Origin of the sequence: Bacteroides sp. (assembly GCF_052357945.1) — a bacterium.
In the GTDB taxonomy this organism is placed as follows: domain Bacteria; phylum Bacteroidota; class Bacteroidia; order Bacteroidales; family Bacteroidaceae; genus Bacteroides.
Genome location: NZ_DAWCXD010000064.1, coordinates 1 through 17,643, shown reverse-complemented (window position 1 = coordinate 17,643; position 17,643 = coordinate 1). Strand labels below are relative to the sequence as shown.

Annotated in this window: 19 protein-coding genes; 5 read left to right on the top strand and 14 right to left on the bottom strand. The window is 39.7% G+C overall.

Going from position 1 to position 17,643, the window contains the following annotated elements; genetic code table 11:
- Window positions 1-2: 2 nt before the first annotated feature.
- Together ACT8YW_RS12840 and ACT8YW_RS12835 are read right to left on the bottom strand one after the other, a co-directional pair.
- Window positions 3-428 (bottom strand): SoxR reducing system RseC family protein, encoded by a 426-nt coding sequence (locus tag ACT8YW_RS12840; RefSeq protein WP_254028537.1) that lies wholly within the window; start codon window positions 426-428, stop codon window positions 3-5.
- Window positions 429-800: 372 nt separating this feature from the next.
- Entirely contained in the window at window positions 801-941 is a 141-nt protein-coding gene (locus tag ACT8YW_RS12835; protein ID WP_004295577.1) for a hypothetical protein, read from the bottom strand.
- A gap of 170 nt (window positions 942-1,111) precedes the next feature.
- On the opposite strand from ACT8YW_RS12835, the gene ACT8YW_RS12830 reads away from it, so the two are divergent.
- Together ACT8YW_RS12830 and ACT8YW_RS12825 are read left to right on the top strand one after the other, a co-directional pair.
- A complete protein-coding gene (locus tag ACT8YW_RS12830; protein WP_004303574.1) occupies window positions 1,112-1,735 on the top strand; it encodes a BT4734/BF3469 family protein in 624 nt (207 codons plus the stop codon).
- A gap of 38 nt (window positions 1,736-1,773) precedes the next feature.
- Window positions 1,774-3,615, top strand: a complete 1,842-nt coding sequence (locus ACT8YW_RS12825) for a DUF3987 domain-containing protein (RefSeq protein WP_444105377.1) — start codon at window positions 1,774-1,776, stop codon at window positions 3,613-3,615.
- 181 nt (window positions 3,616-3,796) lie between these two features.
- Here ACT8YW_RS12825 and ACT8YW_RS12820 read toward each other — a convergent pair whose 3' ends face one another.
- Window positions 3,797-4,015, bottom strand: coding sequence for a DUF4248 domain-containing protein (locus ACT8YW_RS12820; RefSeq protein WP_004295574.1), 219 nt, complete (start codon window positions 4,013-4,015; stop codon window positions 3,797-3,799).
- Window positions 4,016-4,234: 219 nt separating this feature from the next.
- Here ACT8YW_RS12820 and ACT8YW_RS12815 point away from each other — a divergent pair, with 219 nt between their 5' ends.
- The 3 genes from ACT8YW_RS12815 (at window position 4,235) to ACT8YW_RS12805 (ending at window position 5,451) form a co-directional block, all read left to right on the top strand.
- Window positions 4,235-4,723 (top strand): HU family DNA-binding protein, encoded by a 489-nt coding sequence (locus ACT8YW_RS12815; protein ID WP_004303576.1) that lies wholly within the window; start codon window positions 4,235-4,237, stop codon window positions 4,721-4,723.
- A 187-nt stretch (window positions 4,724-4,910) separates the two neighbouring features.
- A complete protein-coding gene (locus ACT8YW_RS12810; protein WP_004303578.1) occupies window positions 4,911-5,018 on the top strand; it encodes a smalltalk protein in 108 nt (35 codons plus the stop codon).
- A gap of 4 nt (window positions 5,019-5,022) precedes the next feature.
- Window positions 5,023-5,451 carry an N-acetylmuramoyl-L-alanine amidase gene (locus tag ACT8YW_RS12805; RefSeq protein ID WP_444105374.1) on the top strand — a complete coding sequence of 143 codons (429 nt, stop codon included), beginning with the start codon at window positions 5,023-5,025 and terminating at the stop codon, window positions 5,449-5,451.
- Between the two features lie 212 nt (window positions 5,452-5,663).
- On the opposite strand, the gene ACT8YW_RS12800 is transcribed toward ACT8YW_RS12805, so the two are convergent.
- From ACT8YW_RS12800 to ACT8YW_RS12750, 11 genes are all read right to left on the bottom strand, one after another.
- Complete coding sequence (locus ACT8YW_RS12800; RefSeq protein ID WP_008998547.1) at window positions 5,664-6,101, bottom strand: WbuC family cupin fold metalloprotein; 438 nt, start codon at window positions 6,099-6,101, stop codon at window positions 5,664-5,666.
- Between the two features lie 5 nt (window positions 6,102-6,106).
- On the bottom strand, window positions 6,107-7,096 hold the full coding sequence (locus tag ACT8YW_RS12795) for an MraY family glycosyltransferase (protein ID WP_444105372.1): 990 nt from the start codon (window positions 7,094-7,096) through the stop codon (window positions 6,107-6,109).
- A 141-nt stretch (window positions 7,097-7,237) separates the two neighbouring features.
- Window positions 7,238-8,134, bottom strand: a complete 897-nt coding sequence (locus ACT8YW_RS12790; protein ID WP_087317708.1) for an NAD-dependent epimerase/dehydratase family protein — start codon at window positions 8,132-8,134, stop codon at window positions 7,238-7,240.
- The gene (locus ACT8YW_RS12785; RefSeq protein ID WP_118299450.1) at window positions 8,134-9,255 is read right to left on the bottom strand and encodes a glycosyltransferase family 4 protein; all 1,122 of its coding nucleotides are present in this window, start codon (window positions 9,253-9,255) and stop codon (window positions 8,134-8,136) included. The genes ACT8YW_RS12790 and ACT8YW_RS12785 overlap by 1 nt, the downstream gene beginning before the upstream one ends.
- Before the next feature lie 49 nt (window positions 9,256-9,304).
- Window positions 9,305-10,300 carry a glycosyltransferase gene (locus ACT8YW_RS12780; RefSeq protein WP_147400012.1) on the bottom strand — a complete coding sequence of 332 codons (996 nt, stop codon included), beginning with the start codon at window positions 10,298-10,300 and terminating at the stop codon, window positions 9,305-9,307.
- A gap of 29 nt (window positions 10,301-10,329) precedes the next feature.
- Complete coding sequence (locus tag ACT8YW_RS12775) at window positions 10,330-11,574, bottom strand: glycosyltransferase (protein WP_444105369.1); 1,245 nt, start codon at window positions 11,572-11,574, stop codon at window positions 10,330-10,332.
- A gap of 371 nt (window positions 11,575-11,945) precedes the next feature.
- Window positions 11,946-13,055 (bottom strand): glycosyltransferase, encoded by a 1,110-nt coding sequence (locus ACT8YW_RS12770; protein ID WP_118299453.1) that lies wholly within the window; start codon window positions 13,053-13,055, stop codon window positions 11,946-11,948.
- Between the two features lies 1 nt (window position 13,056).
- A complete protein-coding gene (locus ACT8YW_RS12765; protein WP_118299454.1) occupies window positions 13,057-14,406 on the bottom strand; it encodes a hypothetical protein in 1,350 nt (449 codons plus the stop codon).
- 3 nt (window positions 14,407-14,409) lie between these two features.
- Window positions 14,410-14,685 (bottom strand): acyltransferase, encoded by a 276-nt coding sequence (locus ACT8YW_RS12760; RefSeq protein ID WP_444105367.1) that lies wholly within the window; start codon window positions 14,683-14,685, stop codon window positions 14,410-14,412.
- A gap of 383 nt (window positions 14,686-15,068) precedes the next feature.
- Complete coding sequence (locus ACT8YW_RS12755) at window positions 15,069-16,253, bottom strand: glycosyltransferase (RefSeq protein WP_118299456.1); 1,185 nt, start codon at window positions 16,251-16,253, stop codon at window positions 15,069-15,071.
- A gap of 2 nt (window positions 16,254-16,255) precedes the next feature.
- Window positions 16,256-17,230 (bottom strand): glycosyltransferase family 2 protein, encoded by a 975-nt coding sequence (locus ACT8YW_RS12750; RefSeq protein WP_444105364.1) that lies wholly within the window; start codon window positions 17,228-17,230, stop codon window positions 16,256-16,258.
- Window positions 17,231-17,643 lie beyond the last annotated feature (413 nt).

Below are 17,643 nucleotides of genomic sequence, written 5' to 3'. Positions count from 1 at the left end.
TTTTAGTTATTTATTGGTTTTATAGTAAATGAAAATTGTTGTTTGAGTCGCGTTTTGTTAAGCCATAAAACGAAATAATAAGGTATAAGGACAGCCAGAGAAAGAAGAGCCGCATACAGTTCATTCTCTACCAATGCCATCAAAAGAAACAACGAAAATATAAGAAGTACGAAAGGAAATACGAAAGCCAACAATACCGCCATCATGCCCATCGACGTTTCGCCGACCACCATCACCTTCTCTCCCACCTGATAGGAAGAAGCTGCGGTATCTATGATATCTATGATTTTGTCCTTACTATCCGCCGAGGAACAATGCCCCTTTGCGCTACATGCCGCACAAGCCGATGTCTGGACAATCCTCACCGACAGATGAGAACCCTGTATGTTTTCCACAATACCTAGATGCTTTATAGTATTATTCGTCATTTTGCAAACTCCGCATTACAAATCGCGGCAAATTTAATCATTATTTGTGAACTACGAAGCATTCCTCAAACTTTTTCTACCTAATAAAATGTTATTTTTTGTGTTTTCGTTATCGCACACGGAAAAGGTATGGCTACCATTTGATATTTCCAAAAAATGACAAATAGACATCCTAAACAAAAAAATCCCGGCCGTTTTTATTTATTCAGCCGGGATTTTCTATCAATTATTTCACGGATTACTCCACTATCCTCTTCTTGTAGTAGCGCAGATACATTCTCACCAACGTATTCAAAATCAGTTCAATCTCCTCTTCGTTGTAGGCATTCAAACAGAGATTCATTACTTTTATATAATCGTTCAATGGGAGATTTAGCCCTTTTTTATGCCATTCAAAACATCATGTCCCATACCCAGGGTCTCGCATACATACTCATTTTTCAATTTCGCACGTTTAAGCAACTCATTAATATAAGCTCCCAAATCACTGCAACAAACCGTTTTCTTTTTCATCTTTGTTTTTTGTTGTTAAATACACACTTTAATAATTAAATATTTTAACTTTTATCCTCACATATCAGGGTAGAGTCTATTTTGTTATTACTACCTTCATGCCGTGTTTTTGAAACACACTCATATTTTTTGCAAAAATAAACATTTTAACTTATAACAAAAAGAAAATGATGTCAAACAACTACAGAATGTCCTATTTTATGCCACCTATCGCTCCCATCAAAGACAAACAAGGCCGACTGATGACTCCTCCCACGCTTATCCCCTTCTGCGAAGTCTCCATCGAACAAGTTTTCCAAATGATTACTTGCAATGAGAATCTCAAAACCCTGACCGCACAAGTACGGAATGCCACAGATATACGAGCCGCCAAAGCATCATTGCTTCCGTATGTGACCCCTTGCGGCACATTCACCCGCCGTAGCTGTAAGGATTTCGTCTCCCCGTCTCATCTGGTGATAGTAGATGTGGACGGTCTCCACTCTTATCAGGAAGCAGTAGAAATGCGACGTATGCTCTATGACGATCCTCTCCTACAACCTGTACTCACCTTTATCAGCCCCAGCGGACTGGGTGTAAAGGCATTTGTTCCTTGCCATTATTCCTCCACGACAAATGATACAAAAAATATCACAGAAAACATGAGTTGGGCGATGCGGTACGTAGAGACGGCATACAATACGGTAACAGCGGTTTCTTCCGAAACGAAATCCAAAGTAGATTTCTCCGGCAAAGACCTCGTGAGATCCTGTTTCCTTAGTTACGACCCGGAAGCATTGTTCAGAACCAAGTAAACGAGAATAATTAAACATTATTTTATAAAAATCAAAACATGACCGATATTGAATCTTTATGCCGTCTCACCGAAGCAGTCGAAGCGGCAGGAGCGGACATTGCTCCCACCTATCTTGAATACGTACAATTGTCATTCGCCATCGCAACGGATTGCGGTGAAGCAGGACGTGACTTTTTCCATCGCCTGTGCCGGGTGTCTCCCAAGTATCAGCGCGAACATGCCGAACGGGTATTCTCCAACGCACTCCACACCCAACGTGGAGAAGTGCACTTGGGCACCGCTTTCCACCTGGCCGAAGCGACGGGAGTAAGCATCTGCATAGAAGAAATGCCCAAACATCCCACAGGTACAAAAGGTACAGCAGGTACAGCACGCAAATTTCCCACACACACGGGCGCGTGTAATAAGGTGGGGAATGACAATATCTCCGAAGAAAGAGAAGGGGAAGAAGAACTATTGCCGGGCAGTGAACCGCAACATCAATTGCCCACTTTTCCGAAAAACAACTGGCCGGAATTCTTGCAACGTATCATAAAAGCCGGGAGCAGCCCAATACAACACGACATCATGTTATTGGGAGCGCTCACTGCCCTGGGTGCTTGTATGTCGCGCCACGTGCGATGCCTATATGGCGGCAAATACCATCACCCCAGCCTCCAATGTTTCGTAGTGGCTCCTTCGGCTTCCGGCAAAGGTATCCTTTCCTATATCCGCTTACTCGTGGAACCTATCCACGACGAGATCCGCAAAGAAGTGACCATACAGATGAAAGCATACAAAAAAGAGAAAGCCGAGTATGATGCAATGGGAAAAGAACGAACCAAAAAGGAGGCCCCACAAATGCCCCCTAACAGGATGTTCCTCATTTCGGGCAACAACACCGGTACGGGTATCCTACAAAACATCATGGACTCCGACGGAACCGGACTTATCTGCGAAGCGGAAGCGGACACCCTTTCCACCGCCATCGGATCGGACCACGGTCATTGGAGCGATACCCTGCGCAAAGCGTTCGACCACGACCGCTTGTCCTACAACCGCCGCACCGACCAGGAATACCGGGAAGTGAAGAAAAGCTATCTTTCCGTCCTGATTTCGGGTACGCCGTCGCAGGTGCAAACTTTCATTCCGACGGCAGAAGACGGATCATACTCCCGCCAATTATATTATTACATGTGCGGAATCAGTAAATGGATCAGCCAATTTATGGACAACGAGATAGATTGGGAGGAGATATTCACCGCTATGGGACTGGAATGGAAAGAAAAGTTGAGCGTGATAAAATCGCACGGCATTCATACCCTGCAACTCACGGATGAACAAAAAGAAGAAATCGACACCGTCTTTTCCGACTTGTTTGAACGCTCCAGTGTAGCTAATGGAAGGGAAATGTATAGTTTTGTGGCACGTCTGGCTGTCAATCTATGCAGAATCATGTCGGAAGTAGCCGTATTGCGTGCCCTCGAAAGCCCGCAGCCCTACGATTTCAAGACCTCCCCCACCTCTCCTTTCACACCGGACAAGGAGATTCCTGCCGACAACTGCAAAGATGACATCATCACTCGTTGGGATGTATCCATTTCACAGGAAGACTTTCATGCTGTGCTTAGTCTTGCGGAACCTCTCTACTGCCATGCCACGCATATTCTATCGTTCCTCCCCAGTACAGAAGTCAGCCATCGTCCTAATGCCGATCGTGACTATCTTTTCCAGAAACTGGGTGATGAATTTACTCGTACCCAGTTACTGGAAGAAGCAGTTGCCATGGGAATTAAGGAAAATACAGCCCTCACTTGGCTGAAACGACTCACCAAACACGGAAAATTAATCAGTATGGACGGTAAAGGGTTGTATGCGCGTGCGTGTGTGTATGAGTGAACCGGAAAAAGTGTACCTACTGTACCCGTTTTACTTACGGATACGGTAGTCATTTCAATTACCGCATCCATTTTGACTGATACAATCGTTTGTCCTGCATAAAGCATCGCTTTAGGAGGTGTAAAGCTTAGCTTTAGACATCGTAAAGCGGTGCTTTAGACACCATAAAGCGACGCTTTATTTAAGGCTCTCCTAAAGCATCCACAATGACTCTCACCTCCAATGGTGTGAATGAGCGTCGCTTTGATTCATAGCCTAAGTCGTACAGGCGTTGCAGAAGTCCGGGACACAAAGAGATCCATTTCTTCATTTTTCGATAGGCAGCAATGTCAGTTAGTTGCGGAGAATAAAGTTGCGCCAGTTCCATGCGCCCGTAAGCACGTATTTTAAATTCGCTCATGATGGTTATATTTCTGATTTACTGTTACAAAAATACGAAAAAACGACTATATAACCAACGTTTTTCCATTGAATAACCGACTATAATGACAAATAACCGACCGCTACCAGACACAACCGTATACAGCTGATTTCCGGGAGATCCGGAGTAGTATTTTTGTATCATCGAAAGGGAAAAGAATCCCCGGACAATATGTTTAACCCTTTAATTTATTGTTTTATGATTCGTTACAAAATTTATCAGAACCAGCAGAAGAAAGGCTTGAATGCGGGTAAGTGGTTCGCCCGTGCAGTAAGCGACGAAACGTTTGATTTGGCAAAGCTTGCCGAACACATGTCGAAGCACAATTCACCGTATTCCGGTGGTGTCATCAAAGGTGTGCTTTCGGATATGGTAGATTGCATCAAGGAATTGTTGCTAGACGGCAAGTGTGTGAAAATTGATGATCTTGCCATTTTTGGTGTGGGTATTCGCAGTAAGGCAGCCGATACGCTGGAAGAGTTTTCGTTGGAAAAGAATATTAGCGGCATGCGTCTGAAAGCCCGTGCCACCGGTAATCTGTCGACCAATAATCTGAAACTCGATAGCCAGTTGAAGCAGCAGGCGGAATATCAGAAACCGACAACTGCCGGAGGAGGTTCTGATTCGGGTGACAACCCTGATCCGAAACCGGATGGAGGTGGTGAAGCGCCTGACCCGGCTGCCTAAAAGATTCACCACTGACTACACAGATTTCCACAGATTATATTGAATTGGTAGTTGCTAAAGTAGTCGATTATTTATCTGTGTGAGTCTGTGTAGATCTGTGGTAAACCTATGGCAAACCTACAGTAAATCTGTGGTAAATCTGTGGTAAAAGAAAACTATTATTAATTTATTTAAAACCTGTTATTGTATGAGTAAATCATCATCTCCCCGCTCTGTATGGAGCTTAGTTCTCAAAATCGTTATCACTGTAGCCACCGCCATCGGAGGTGTGTTCGGAATACAAAGTTGCATGTAACCCCATGCGGACTATTACATTAATTATCATTCATTGCAGTGCCACGCCGGAAGGAAAGTCCCTTTCGGCGGAGGCTTGCCGACAGGATCATATCTTGCACCGTGGTTTCCGTGATATTGGCTATCATTTCTACATCACTCGTGATGGGGAGATTCACCGGGGACGCGCTTTAGAAAAGATTGGAGCACACTGCCGTAATCATAACACCCATTCGATAGGTGTTTGTTATGAGGGAGGACTGGATGCGAACGGGAAACCGAAAGATACGCGTACACTGGAGCAAAAAGGAGCTTTGCTTGCTTTGTTGAGGGAGTTGAAAAGACAGTTTCCGAAAGCACTGGTCGTGGGACACCGGGACTTGAATCCAATGAAAGGATGTCCGTGTTTTGATGCGGTGAAAGAGTATTCCCAAATAATTTCTTATCAAAAGTAGCTTCTTTTAGATTTCCACCACGGCTTATTGTATAAAAAAATATCAACGATCTTCACAGACAGTTGGTATTTTTTGGAAATGCAGGGATTCATGTTTGTCACATGAATCTAGGGACCTACATTTTTCCATCTCATTGTAAATATTCAATTATAACATAACGTATTAAAAAGCACTTTCAGTACTTCCTATTCATTTCATCTGTTTTTCATCGTTTAACGAGCATAAGCTCCATCTTTAGCCTCAAAGATGACAGATGGTTCAATCACTTCCACAGTATGCCATGCACCCTTAGGTATCTGACAACCATATTGGGCTTCTGTAGGATTGAGATGGATACGCTGTACTTCCCGATACTCAACCTTACGAACTACATCTTGTACACTCATCCCCTTCTGAAAATCATCCGTATCCTTCTCATACGAAACTACTTCCTCATAAATTACTTCATCCAACTTACCACACAGGCAGATTATTGTTTCGGTAGTATCTTCATGTCGATGGATAGGCACCTTAGTTTCTGGCAACAATGCGTTTAGCATACGTTGACTGGTATCGGCAGATGAAGTGCGTAGGTCGAAGTTCTGACGCAAACGTGGATTCTCCATAGCTTGCTCAAATAACTTATCCAAAAATTCTTTATCAAATTCCATAATCATTATTGTTTCAATGATATAAGATATTCTTCATGTAAATGATAGTTTTTTTTCATGAATAATATGTAAGCAATAGCCAATACAGCTGATACACCCACCAGATATAACCAATGAGCAATCACTGTATCGGGACAAAGATAGATAAATCCAAGGGAAATCACTAACTGCATAACCATATACAACAATGCAACTTTTACATGCCCCACTTTCAACTCATTAGCCATAATCTGATAAGCATGCTTACGATGTGCCTCGCCCAAATTTTCGTGCAACATAATACGATGTACAATAGTCAGACAACCATCCACACCATATACCAACAGGAATATCAGCCAAGTAATATCCGTTGTCTCGATCATCACATTACCTAACAGAAACAGTATGATAAAAGCAATGCCGATAGAGCCGACATCCCCTGCAAAGCATTTCGCTTTACCCTTCGGACGGAAATTGAAAATACAAAACACCAATGAAGCAAGAATCGTTGATATGATCAAACTCTGTTCTACAAAAATATCATCCATATTCACCAGAGCCAACGGTATCAATACAGCCAAAGAGTATCCTGCTGTGATACCATTGATTCCATCCATGAAGTTTATTACATTCGTGGCACCGACATAGACGATTAGCGCCAGTAATATTATCCACCACATTGACCAATGCAATATGCCGAGCTGATAGAATGCCATTGCGGCAGCTGTAAACTGCGCTATCAATCTTACAGAATCCGGCAATGAACGGATATCATCTACAAAGCTAATGCCTGCTACAAGTGTCAGGCCTAGTAGAAACCAAGGATATTGAAATCCGAAGAAGGCACTCCAAATCCATATACCAATCAAGAAGATTATTCCGCCACCACGTAATACTATCGTAGAGTGTGATGAGCGTTCGTTGGGTTTGTCGATGATGTTACATTTATCCGCAATACGGAAATAGAGGAGTTCTGCTATGAGAAGCAGAATAAAAATAATAATGTACGTTATCATATGAATCAGTTTTGTCTGAATATATCCGGAATGATCTTATCCTTATTTATAACTCATGTGCATATTAAAAAATTATAGCTTTCAAAAATCTCTATATAGCACACTGTAAATAAGCCCCAATAATTCGTTTCTTCTTCCGCTTCAAATTTTATAATTCGTTAGTACATCCAACGGTTCCCAACCAAGTTCTTTACGTGCTTTCTCATTACTAAAAGTGAGGTTCTTGGTCATCTTTTCTAATTTATAGCTATTGATAGGAGCTATTGTCCCTAAAAGATCACCGGCTAAAGCCATACACTTAGCCATCCACATTGGAATACAGATAGGTCTACTTTTGCCTAGTTGCTCTGCTATCGACTTGCTAATCTGACCAAAAGTCGGTTGGAATGTATCACACACATTATAAACTCCTCCTTTCTCAACCAAAGCAGGCATGATACGAGCAATATCTTCTGCCATCAAAATACTCTTCACAACCTTGCCTCCGGCGATATTCATATAAAAACCTTTCTTCACACCATTTACCATAGTACCAAGATTACCCGGAGCATCTTTACCAGCAAGAAGTGAAGGACGAAGAATTCCGAGAACCACATTATGCATCCCACACCATTTAGTCAGATACTCCTCAGCTAAAATTTTACTTTTAGCATATGGAGTTTCCCCTTCCAGCGGATGTTCTTCGGTAATCAATTCACCAGACTCACAACCATATACAGCCACAGTACTGATAAAAACCAGAGCCTTAGGGGGACCTACTTTCTCTAGCGCATCACACAAATGAACCGTACCGGTATAGTTCACATCAAAAAATGCCTGTTTCTCTGCTTCAGTCTTAGGTACAACATGAGCCTTACCACAAGCATGCAATACCACATCATAATGTTGCTCCAGCCGAGGAACCTCCTTTGCCAAATTCGTTTTAACCATATCTTCAGAAGTGATACCACAAGTAGTCACTTCATACATTTTGTCCAATATCGGACGGATATTCTTGCCAAGAAAACCCGTACCACCGGTAAACAGTAATTTATCCATTATATAGCTTTCAAGAATTTATCCAGAATTACACTTTCAGAATACTTACTCTCAGCCAGAGCTCTTGCCTTTCGACCCATTTCAATCAAAGTCGTTCTGTCCCATTTTTCAGGCCATCCACAATAGCCAATACCTTCCTCACGAATCAATAAATCTATCTCACTACCTTTAGGTCCAAAGAACAAAACAGGACGACCTGATGCTATAATGTTGTAAGTCTTACTTGGAACACCCAGGCCGTACATACCCTCCTGAAGAGTTACGAGAGCAATATCACAAGCAGCCAATACCTCATTCTGCTGAGAACGGAAATAAGGACCATGAAAAAAAACATTTTTCCGCTTTCTCTCCTCGAGTTTTTTCTCCATCGCTCCCGTACCATAAAAATGCAGCTCCACATCCTCTGGTAACATATCCATCACCTTGTCCAATCCTTGCACACGCCCAATATTACCAGCATATTCAAGAATTATCTTACCCTCCGGAAACGGCTGTGGCTTGATATTACCGATATCCGCCCAATTTTCTATAATAGTGATCTTAGGATTTTCCCCTTTACCAACCTTCTGCTCTAGCACATTTGCCATATCACGCCCAAGAACAATCAGCTGATCGGCTTTCGTATAAGCCTTATCAAAGATATGTTTGAACAAACTGTACATGGGTAGTTTCAAGCCAGCGGGACGGGTATTCTCAGGAAATACATCATGTACAAGGATGTTCAGTTCAAATCCTATTTTTTTCTTTAGTCTCGCCATTAATGGAATCATAGGAGCCGGATTCGTCACCATCAGCACCTTATCCCCGGCACATACATGCTTACGTACCAGGGCTATCATTCTTCGACTCATTAGGATGAAAGAAAGAGCCTTACCCTTTGTGGTATTCTTATCCAAATCAGCACCTAACGCACGATGTATCTCAATGCTCTCGTGAAGTCTAAACTTATTGTTTACGTCAAGTTTCTTTCGCTTGTCATATATCTCAGGACCACAAATTACTCCCACGTTGTATTTCTGTACCATCGCATTGGCAATCTCGCCAAGGATATAGCTCGTGGAAGTTTCATCTGGTGGGAAAAGTTCGGTTACTATCCAAAGTCGTTGAGTTATGTTATTCATTATTTATATCCCCCACACCTTCAGTAATTAGAAATTGGATAATTTGACTTTAACCATAGATTATCTTCTTAAACAGTTCATTATAAACTCTGTAATAGAATGATTTCTCAAATTCCCTACGACATTCTGTTGAAAAACTTTCTTGATCCTCGTATATCTTCTGTATTGCAGCAGCTATCTGCTCTTTATCAGAGTTATCCTCAATAGCCACCACATTTAACCCGTCATGCATAAACTCATTAAGATTCTCCCTCATCACTACAGCAGGTGTAGCAAACATGAAACTTTTAGCTAATACACCACTTTGAGTAGTACGAGCGTATGCATTCCATACTGCTATAGAGCTACTATAATAAGTATTTATCTCCTCATCGGTCATAGGAATGCCCTTATGGATGGAGACTCTATTTGAGTTCTTTATTATCTCTGGAATCTCAAACTCACTTTTAGTACTAATCATAAACCTGATGCCCTCAAGCTTATTATTGGTTACCGCCCATTCTACGAACTCCAAATATTCCTGAAATGAATGATCTGCCGCCACTGTACCGATGTAACTGAAATACATTCGAGGTATAAATGTATGGCGCTCCTCACGCTCATCGCTATACATTAAAGGCAGATAATGATAGTTCTTATTCGTATAAAGACTATTCTCCTCATAATACTTCATAGCTTTCTCCGATGGGATAAGCACATAATCGCTCCACTTAACGGTAAGCGCACTGATATGATCAATCACCCAAAGTTTAGCAAGATACTTCTTAGAGAAACCGGCTTCGCGATACACCTTCATCGGAGCCAGAGGTTCGTGGAAGATATACATCACCTTCGCCCCCTGTCGTTTCAGTTTCCAGATAAGTGGTAGATTCTTCTGACTCGGGAAGAGGAAGATGGCCAGATCAGTTTTTAGCCTTCTCCCATCGGTGGCAGACACAGCCCTATTATCCTTCGGCAGAAATGGTATAAAGGCAGGATTGACATAATATACTGATTCGTAACCCAACTCTTCGCATTGCTTGTAGCTTGCGACCATGTGACTCACGTGCCCGGGGTTAAAATTTAAAGAAATTATCAGAGCTTGCACTTGTTTATAATTTCACTGTATAATTCCATATAACTTTTATACTTCTCTTCTTTATCAAAATGTTCTACTGCATACTCACGACATCTTGCAGACATCAATCTTCTACATTTCTCCGACTTAGCCGAATCTTCCCAAATAAAATTTAAAACTTGATCTATATTTTTGGGCTCTGCAATATATCCGGTCTTCGGTGTTACTATTTCCGAGCATGCTGTAGAATTATATACAATAACAGGTGTTCCGCATGCCAAAGCCTCAGCCGTCACCAGCCCAAAAGTTTCCTGATAAGAACCATTAAACAAAATATCGGCCGTTGAATATAATTCAGCAAGTTCATCTACACTATTTGTCCTTGGTACACCCACTATACCATCAGGCAACTGTCTCATTATGTTTGAAGTGCACCCAACCATAACAATAGTAAACTTTTCTTTGGGTAATTTCTTTCTTAATTCAAAGAATGAAGATAACCCAACTTCCTCACTCCAACCAGTAGCAACACCTATAATAATATATTTTCCTTGCAGTCTATATTTCCTTCGTACTTCGCCAGTTGCATATGTACGGGGAAAGAAAACGTTAATATCAATACCATTCTGAATAACATGCGCACTATATTTACCTAATATTGACTGACGAGTAACATCTCCCAACCAATATGACACAGGGACAAGTATTAGATTCTGCATATTAGCATAGGCCTCCTTCTTCTCATTATAATTCCGTTTTGAACGGTCAAATAAAAATGATGATGGATACGATTTTTTCTTTGGGCAATTATGACAACCTGTTTTCCAGAGGAAACACCCTACATCTGTATAATGTACACAATGTCCAGTAAAAGCCCAACAATCATGCAGTGTCCAAACTACAGGCTTTTCATATTCTTTCAAAAATTGAAATAGCAACGGATAATTCAAATAATAACCATGGATATTATGCAAATGAATTACGTCTGGCCGTATTTTTTTTATATTTTCTATCAGTTGTTTTGTAGATTTTTTAGAAAGAAGACCTTGACAATCAAACAAACGAGAAAATAGAGCATGCACATGTGCGTCCCTTTTACTTCCTACTGGTAATAGTACTGAACAACTTTCACATTGTTGTTCACGCGCTGAATATGCAATATAACTTTGCCATCCGCATGTCATTGCTTTCTCCCCTATCTGCTGAGCTATCCGCCCCGTAGATTTGTTAATACAAGTATTTATCTGTAGTAATGTTGGCATATATAGATATCGTTTTAAGCTATATTACAAGTTCTAAATATTGTAGTTTCTTTTAGTTCTCATTCTAATCAACAAATTACCAATCGTATGAACAGCAAATTATAACTTTTCTTCCATATATCCCATAACTTAACAATATACCCACAATGACCTAACGTCAATCCAAAGTCATATATAGTAATTATCGTTAGACTATTCTCCTTCAGATAATGAAAGAATCGAATAGCTCACATAATAAACTATGACTGTTGTGGAAGTATACTACATTCAGTTTTGCAGTTATTCTATCCCCGTTCAATTGTTAATAACCTAAGCTGTTAGACAATACGGACTATAAATCCATTATTGGCAACTAAATTGTTTGTTTTTTATCAATTAAAAACTTTCTTTATAACATCCATCTGGAAATATGGATTCCATTGCTCATCTACTTCCTTATAACAAAGCTGTTTGATATGACCACGTTGGTTTCCATTTACACGAAACCACTCGATAATTTTATCATTCAACGATTCCTGATCTCCCCTTTTAAAAAAATTGCCTGTATAATAAGGAGTAATTGCTTCAAACTCTGGCATTTGATAACTAAAATCATTGTGTGTAATCACAGGACACCCGAACATCAGTGCGTGTATTGCAGTCAAACCCACATTTCCTGGAGCCACGCAAAGATCAGCATTATAAACAAGCTCGGCATTTACTAATTCGTCATAACATGCACCATAGAACCACACTTGCTCAGAAATATTCAAGCTCTTTACCTTCTGTTCAAGTTCCTTGCGCATAGGACCGTCACCAATAAATACTAAATTATAATCCTGCCCTTTACTCTTCAAATCAGTAATAGACTGCACTAACATATCAAGCCGCTTAACTGGTGTAAGACGACCAATAAAAATCAATATAGGATTTTGGTTGCCAAAATGTTCCATATAAACTGCAGTCTTCTTCATCTGTTTCCGTAACTCCATCTGTACATCATATGAAAGCGAATTATGAATTACATGCATATTCTTAGCTTTAAATCCCTCTTTCACAAGCAAGTCCTTTGCATAATTACCATAGATGAAAAGTTCGTCAGCAAGTTTCAAAAAATTCTTTTTAATCACACGTTCTGCAAATGTCTCCTTTCCGTACCAACCATGCGTCCAGAAATATATCCTCTTTGTTGGACGGAATACTTTCAAAAGAATACATAACACCCACAATGATATGCACATTGGCGTACCTACCATCAGAAACTTATTATAATCCTTACGCTTCCAAACCATACTCACCAACCCCTTCATTGTATAAAAACGGCTAATAAACTTTCCATGTTCAAGAATATGAGTTTTCTTAAGTTTATTGACATTAAACAGGTTGATATCATTTTCTTCATGCTCGAAATACCATTCACAATCATACTCTTTATCTATATCTAAATAGATCTTTTCACGATAAAGTGAAGGGATATTAAATATACAACAAACTTTACTCATACTAATTCTGCAGTTCCCCTACATATGCAACATAAATCTGACGTGTGCCCTCATGAATAGAGTCAAACACTGCCTGCTGGCCGTTTCTACTCCAACGAGGATGCAAATCGCAATGCAAACCACTTCTAGTAAAAGCCAACTCCTCCTGCGAAATACTACTAAGGATCTTAGAATCAACTCCTGTGAAATATTTCTCAGCAAGAGTCATATCTGGTTTGTCCATTAATCTTTTGAACGTACCAAGGTCTACTCTCTGATTTGTCACGAAATTATAGAGCATCAAAGTACGGATTCCGTCTTTGTTAGGATAGGTATCATTAATACACCAGTCGTCATTAATCGGATTGGTCATAGGATGACCGTCTTCAGTAATTACCTCCTGTGCAAATGGTGTAATAATCGGCTGCTCCGTGTCTGTAACCATCATGAAAGATTTACCCACATTGGCTTTTCCCCCACCATTACCTCTGTGAAGGATAAACTTAGCCACCTTCTTTGCTACCTTCATTGGACCCACCATCAAAGGATTGGATAACAATGGATTGTTACGTAATGCATCCAACGAATTGTTAGCACGACCAAAAATATAGATTGTTTTATCATCTTTCCAGTCGTAATGGCTGAGGAATCCCTGTGCCAAACACCGCAGACCAGTACCATCAGTACCAATAGTCATCAAACGAGTCATCAATCCCCCATCTGCCATAAAGTAACGATGCAAAAAAGCTACACGAGTGCATGATGGATTGAGACAAAGGTGAGTAATATAATGATGCGACACACCTAATATCAAACTTGAACCATACTCAGCTACCTGACGAACACTAACCAACAGTTCAACCGTCTTGGTCTCAAGGTTAAGTTTGGTAATACCAGAATTAAAAGGTGTAGCTTCATTCTTACCTTTGTCCTCGATACCACTATAACCATACCCTCCCAAACGAAACAAACGTGCATAATCAAGCCCATAAGCATATCTGCCATCTTTACTCAACATATGAGTAGTAGCCTCAAATCGGTCTACAAGTTGATTTGTACTTGTATCATAGAGATCTGTCCCCCATACGTCCCCCACACTATTGTTCACAGTAAAGAGTTCTGTATCTCCCAACCACTGTTGGCGTGCACCCTGAGGATAGTTGAGAGCTGTAGTATCACCAATACGTATATACTGTCCATTTTTCACATATCCTACACCAAAAAGTTCTCCAGGAAGTGGTGGACGGTTTATAATATCCACCTCAAGCGACAAATATTTGTCCCCTGAACCATTCGTAATGAGTAAATCATGAAAGCCAAACAAATGATGTTTAGGACCATTCGTCAGACTTTCTATTTTAATCTGTTCCATATATTATAGTCGTTTCTCGTCCCAATTAATATTTTCTTTAAGCACTTTAGCTGGTAAGCCACCGACAAGTACATTATTACTGAAAGACCTGGTAACAATGGCTCCAGTGCTCACCACTGAATCATTGCCAAGAACCACACCTTTCAGAACCTTACAACCTTCACCTAACCAACAGTGATCGCCTATAGTTACAGAAGCTGCAGGGTTAATACGATTACCATCTACATCGAAAATAGAGTGGCTGTCACCTGTACGTATCTGTACATATGATGACAACATACATTTATCTCCAATCTTTAAGGTACTTTCATCCTCGGTACAAGCCAAATGAGTATGGTGACCGATGTAAGTATTGCTACCAATCTCTATAGTGCAATTGTTGTCCTCAATATAAAGCTCCACTCCTGAGAGATAGACTCCAGGATGTAGAATAACTCTGTTATTTTGCCCATTAATTTTGATTAGGCTTTTAAAGAGTACTGAGTCCGGCTCAAGCAATACTGAATTATTAGCACCCTTTATTTGAATTCTGGAAGATACACATACGCCCTTCTTGACTATAGAATGTCCAAGCCCACTGATAAAACTCCTACCTTCTTGCCAGCTACGATAGTAGAAAACCCACGTACGAATAAAGCGATTTTTTTTAAGAGTAACTAAATTCATTTCTGTATTGCGCTAAAGAAAATACCCAACTTCTTTCCAGTGCCTTCAATTGTATATTCTGCAAGTACGCGTTTTTGAAGTTCCAGTGCAGATTTCACTTTTTCATTGTAATGAGTAATCACATCCTCAATAGTATTAGCTATCGTTTGGGAATCCTCACTATTATAATAAGTGATATGGGTATTATAGTCCTCATCCAATTTACCTATTTCACTACTCACAATAGGACGGCCGGTACTAGCATACTCCATCATCTTAAATGGGAAACCAGCAGCCTGCGCACCTACCCCCATACTTCGGGTAGTATTAATAAGGATGTCTGCATCACGATCCAAAGTGCGGATAAGCTCTGTATGTTCCATATAACCATTGAACTCAAACTTATGAATTGAAGGTACTTCTGCAATAAGAGCCTTCAATCTATCATCTAGATTACAATTTCCATATACTTTTATGATGCAAGGAGTCTTGATATACTTCATTGCACCTACCAGAAGATCCCCCCCCTTACTGTAATGAATACCACCAGTAAGAATAATAGTCACAGGTTTACCCTCCTGCAATTTATTCACACGAGAGCTAACATTATCACTTACCTCTTCATTCACAATACCAGGAGTCAGCACACGATTCGGAATTTCAGGGAGCATTAGGCCATTGCAAACTGCCATTATACCATTTGTATGCTTAATAATACGGTTATACAGTTTAGTCTTAAACCACACAAAATTATTCTTGTCACCTACAAGTGCACGATTAAAGATATTATCTTCATACTCCAATACATTGATACAGCCTTTCAGACTCTTTACAAGAAAGGCTGCACCAAGAGTAATATTATAATATACCAACACATCAAAATGCTCATACTTATGCTCCTTCTTAAGGAGCTTTGCAACACGCAACTGGTTGATTGGGTCACATCTACGTTTTGACAAAATATCACAATATTTGATAGTAAGTTTACCCTCAGGATACTCCTCTATTTCAGTAAAGGCAGGAACCTTTGCATCACAGGTAGTCACACCAGAACTGTAAATGGTCACATCGTAACCTGCAGCCATCATACTGCGGGCAATCCCCAACGACTTGAACGGACCAGAAAGAGCAAACTTCTTACCCTTTCCGTATTTCGTCATAAACTCTTTACCTAAATAGGCTGTTAAATATGCTATTTTCATGTTTATCTCTTTTTTAATCTATTATAAATGACTCTTGTTATCTTGGGACTAATAATAGTTATTATCGCATACACTATTGTTTTCAAATCAAATCTACTATTCAGAAATGACTGCCACATAAACTTTTTAAATGTCTTCGCGGACATATATTTTATGACCTTGTATACATCATCCTCTGAACTATACGTTTGAATAAGTTGCATAACTGAGGAACTAATAAAGTAAAAGTTTATATCTTTATTACCGTTACCATAGATATCATATACTCTTTTCTGACCTTTAAAAATTCCTTCGGCATTTCGCCATGTTCGTTTTACTGTAGTAATTGACCCTGGACGAAATTGTCTGTAATGATACAGATATCTCTCTATATACATTACAGATGAAACATTATGCAATGTTTCAAGATAGTACGGTCCGTCTTCATGCAATATACCCTCAATAAACTTCTGATTATGCTCTTTCAAAATACTCATTTTATAACATTTGGTAGGAGCTGGACATGTCTGAAATTTCGATTTGCCAATCGTCTCCTTTAACAATTCATTAGGACTATAAATATATTCCTCCCGGAGTCCAAAACTTAAACATTTAGTATTAGTATCAGAATAATAATATTCCATCGGGAACATCACTAAGTCAGCCCGTCCTACATATTGTTTCAATATTGATAATGCATCTTCCGAATACCAGTCATCTCCATCTAGGAATAAAATATATTCAACTGAAGTTTTATCAATACCATTATTTCTTGTGACTGATAATCCCGAATTTGTTTGATTAATTACAATAACATTCGATAAATTAGCATACTTAGACAACTGCTCCGCTGTATTATCCGTCGAGCCATCATTTATAGCTATTATTTCAAACTCATCTTCAGCAATACCTACTTGATTAAGACAGCTTTGGATAGCTTGATCTACAAAAGCTTCAACATTATAGCATGGAATAATTATAGAAAAAATCGGTTTCATATTACCAAAAAAGTGGAAAAGGTTTGAATAACAATATTGAAAGACTTTCGTAACTCTTGTCCCCAGAAAGAAGTATAAAGAAAATAGCAACTAATAGTAATGATACTATAGGCAGTACTTTTGATGCACTTGTGTGATTTGTTAAATAATATGCCATCATTGTCAACGGGAAAAACGAATACTCAAAGAAAGAATATCTAATACTTACTTCCGTAGAAATTGGGTTCAATGCTACTATGCAGAAAGTAATGGTGAATAAATAGTAATAAATGCTCATACTAGGAAAAGCTCCCTTACTGGATAAAGCGGAATAGCAAGTAAATAATACAAATGGAACAAAATACAAGAAGAAACCTCTAATTGACAAATCCAACACAAAAAGTTAAAATGAAATCAAGATTTTCACTCCGACA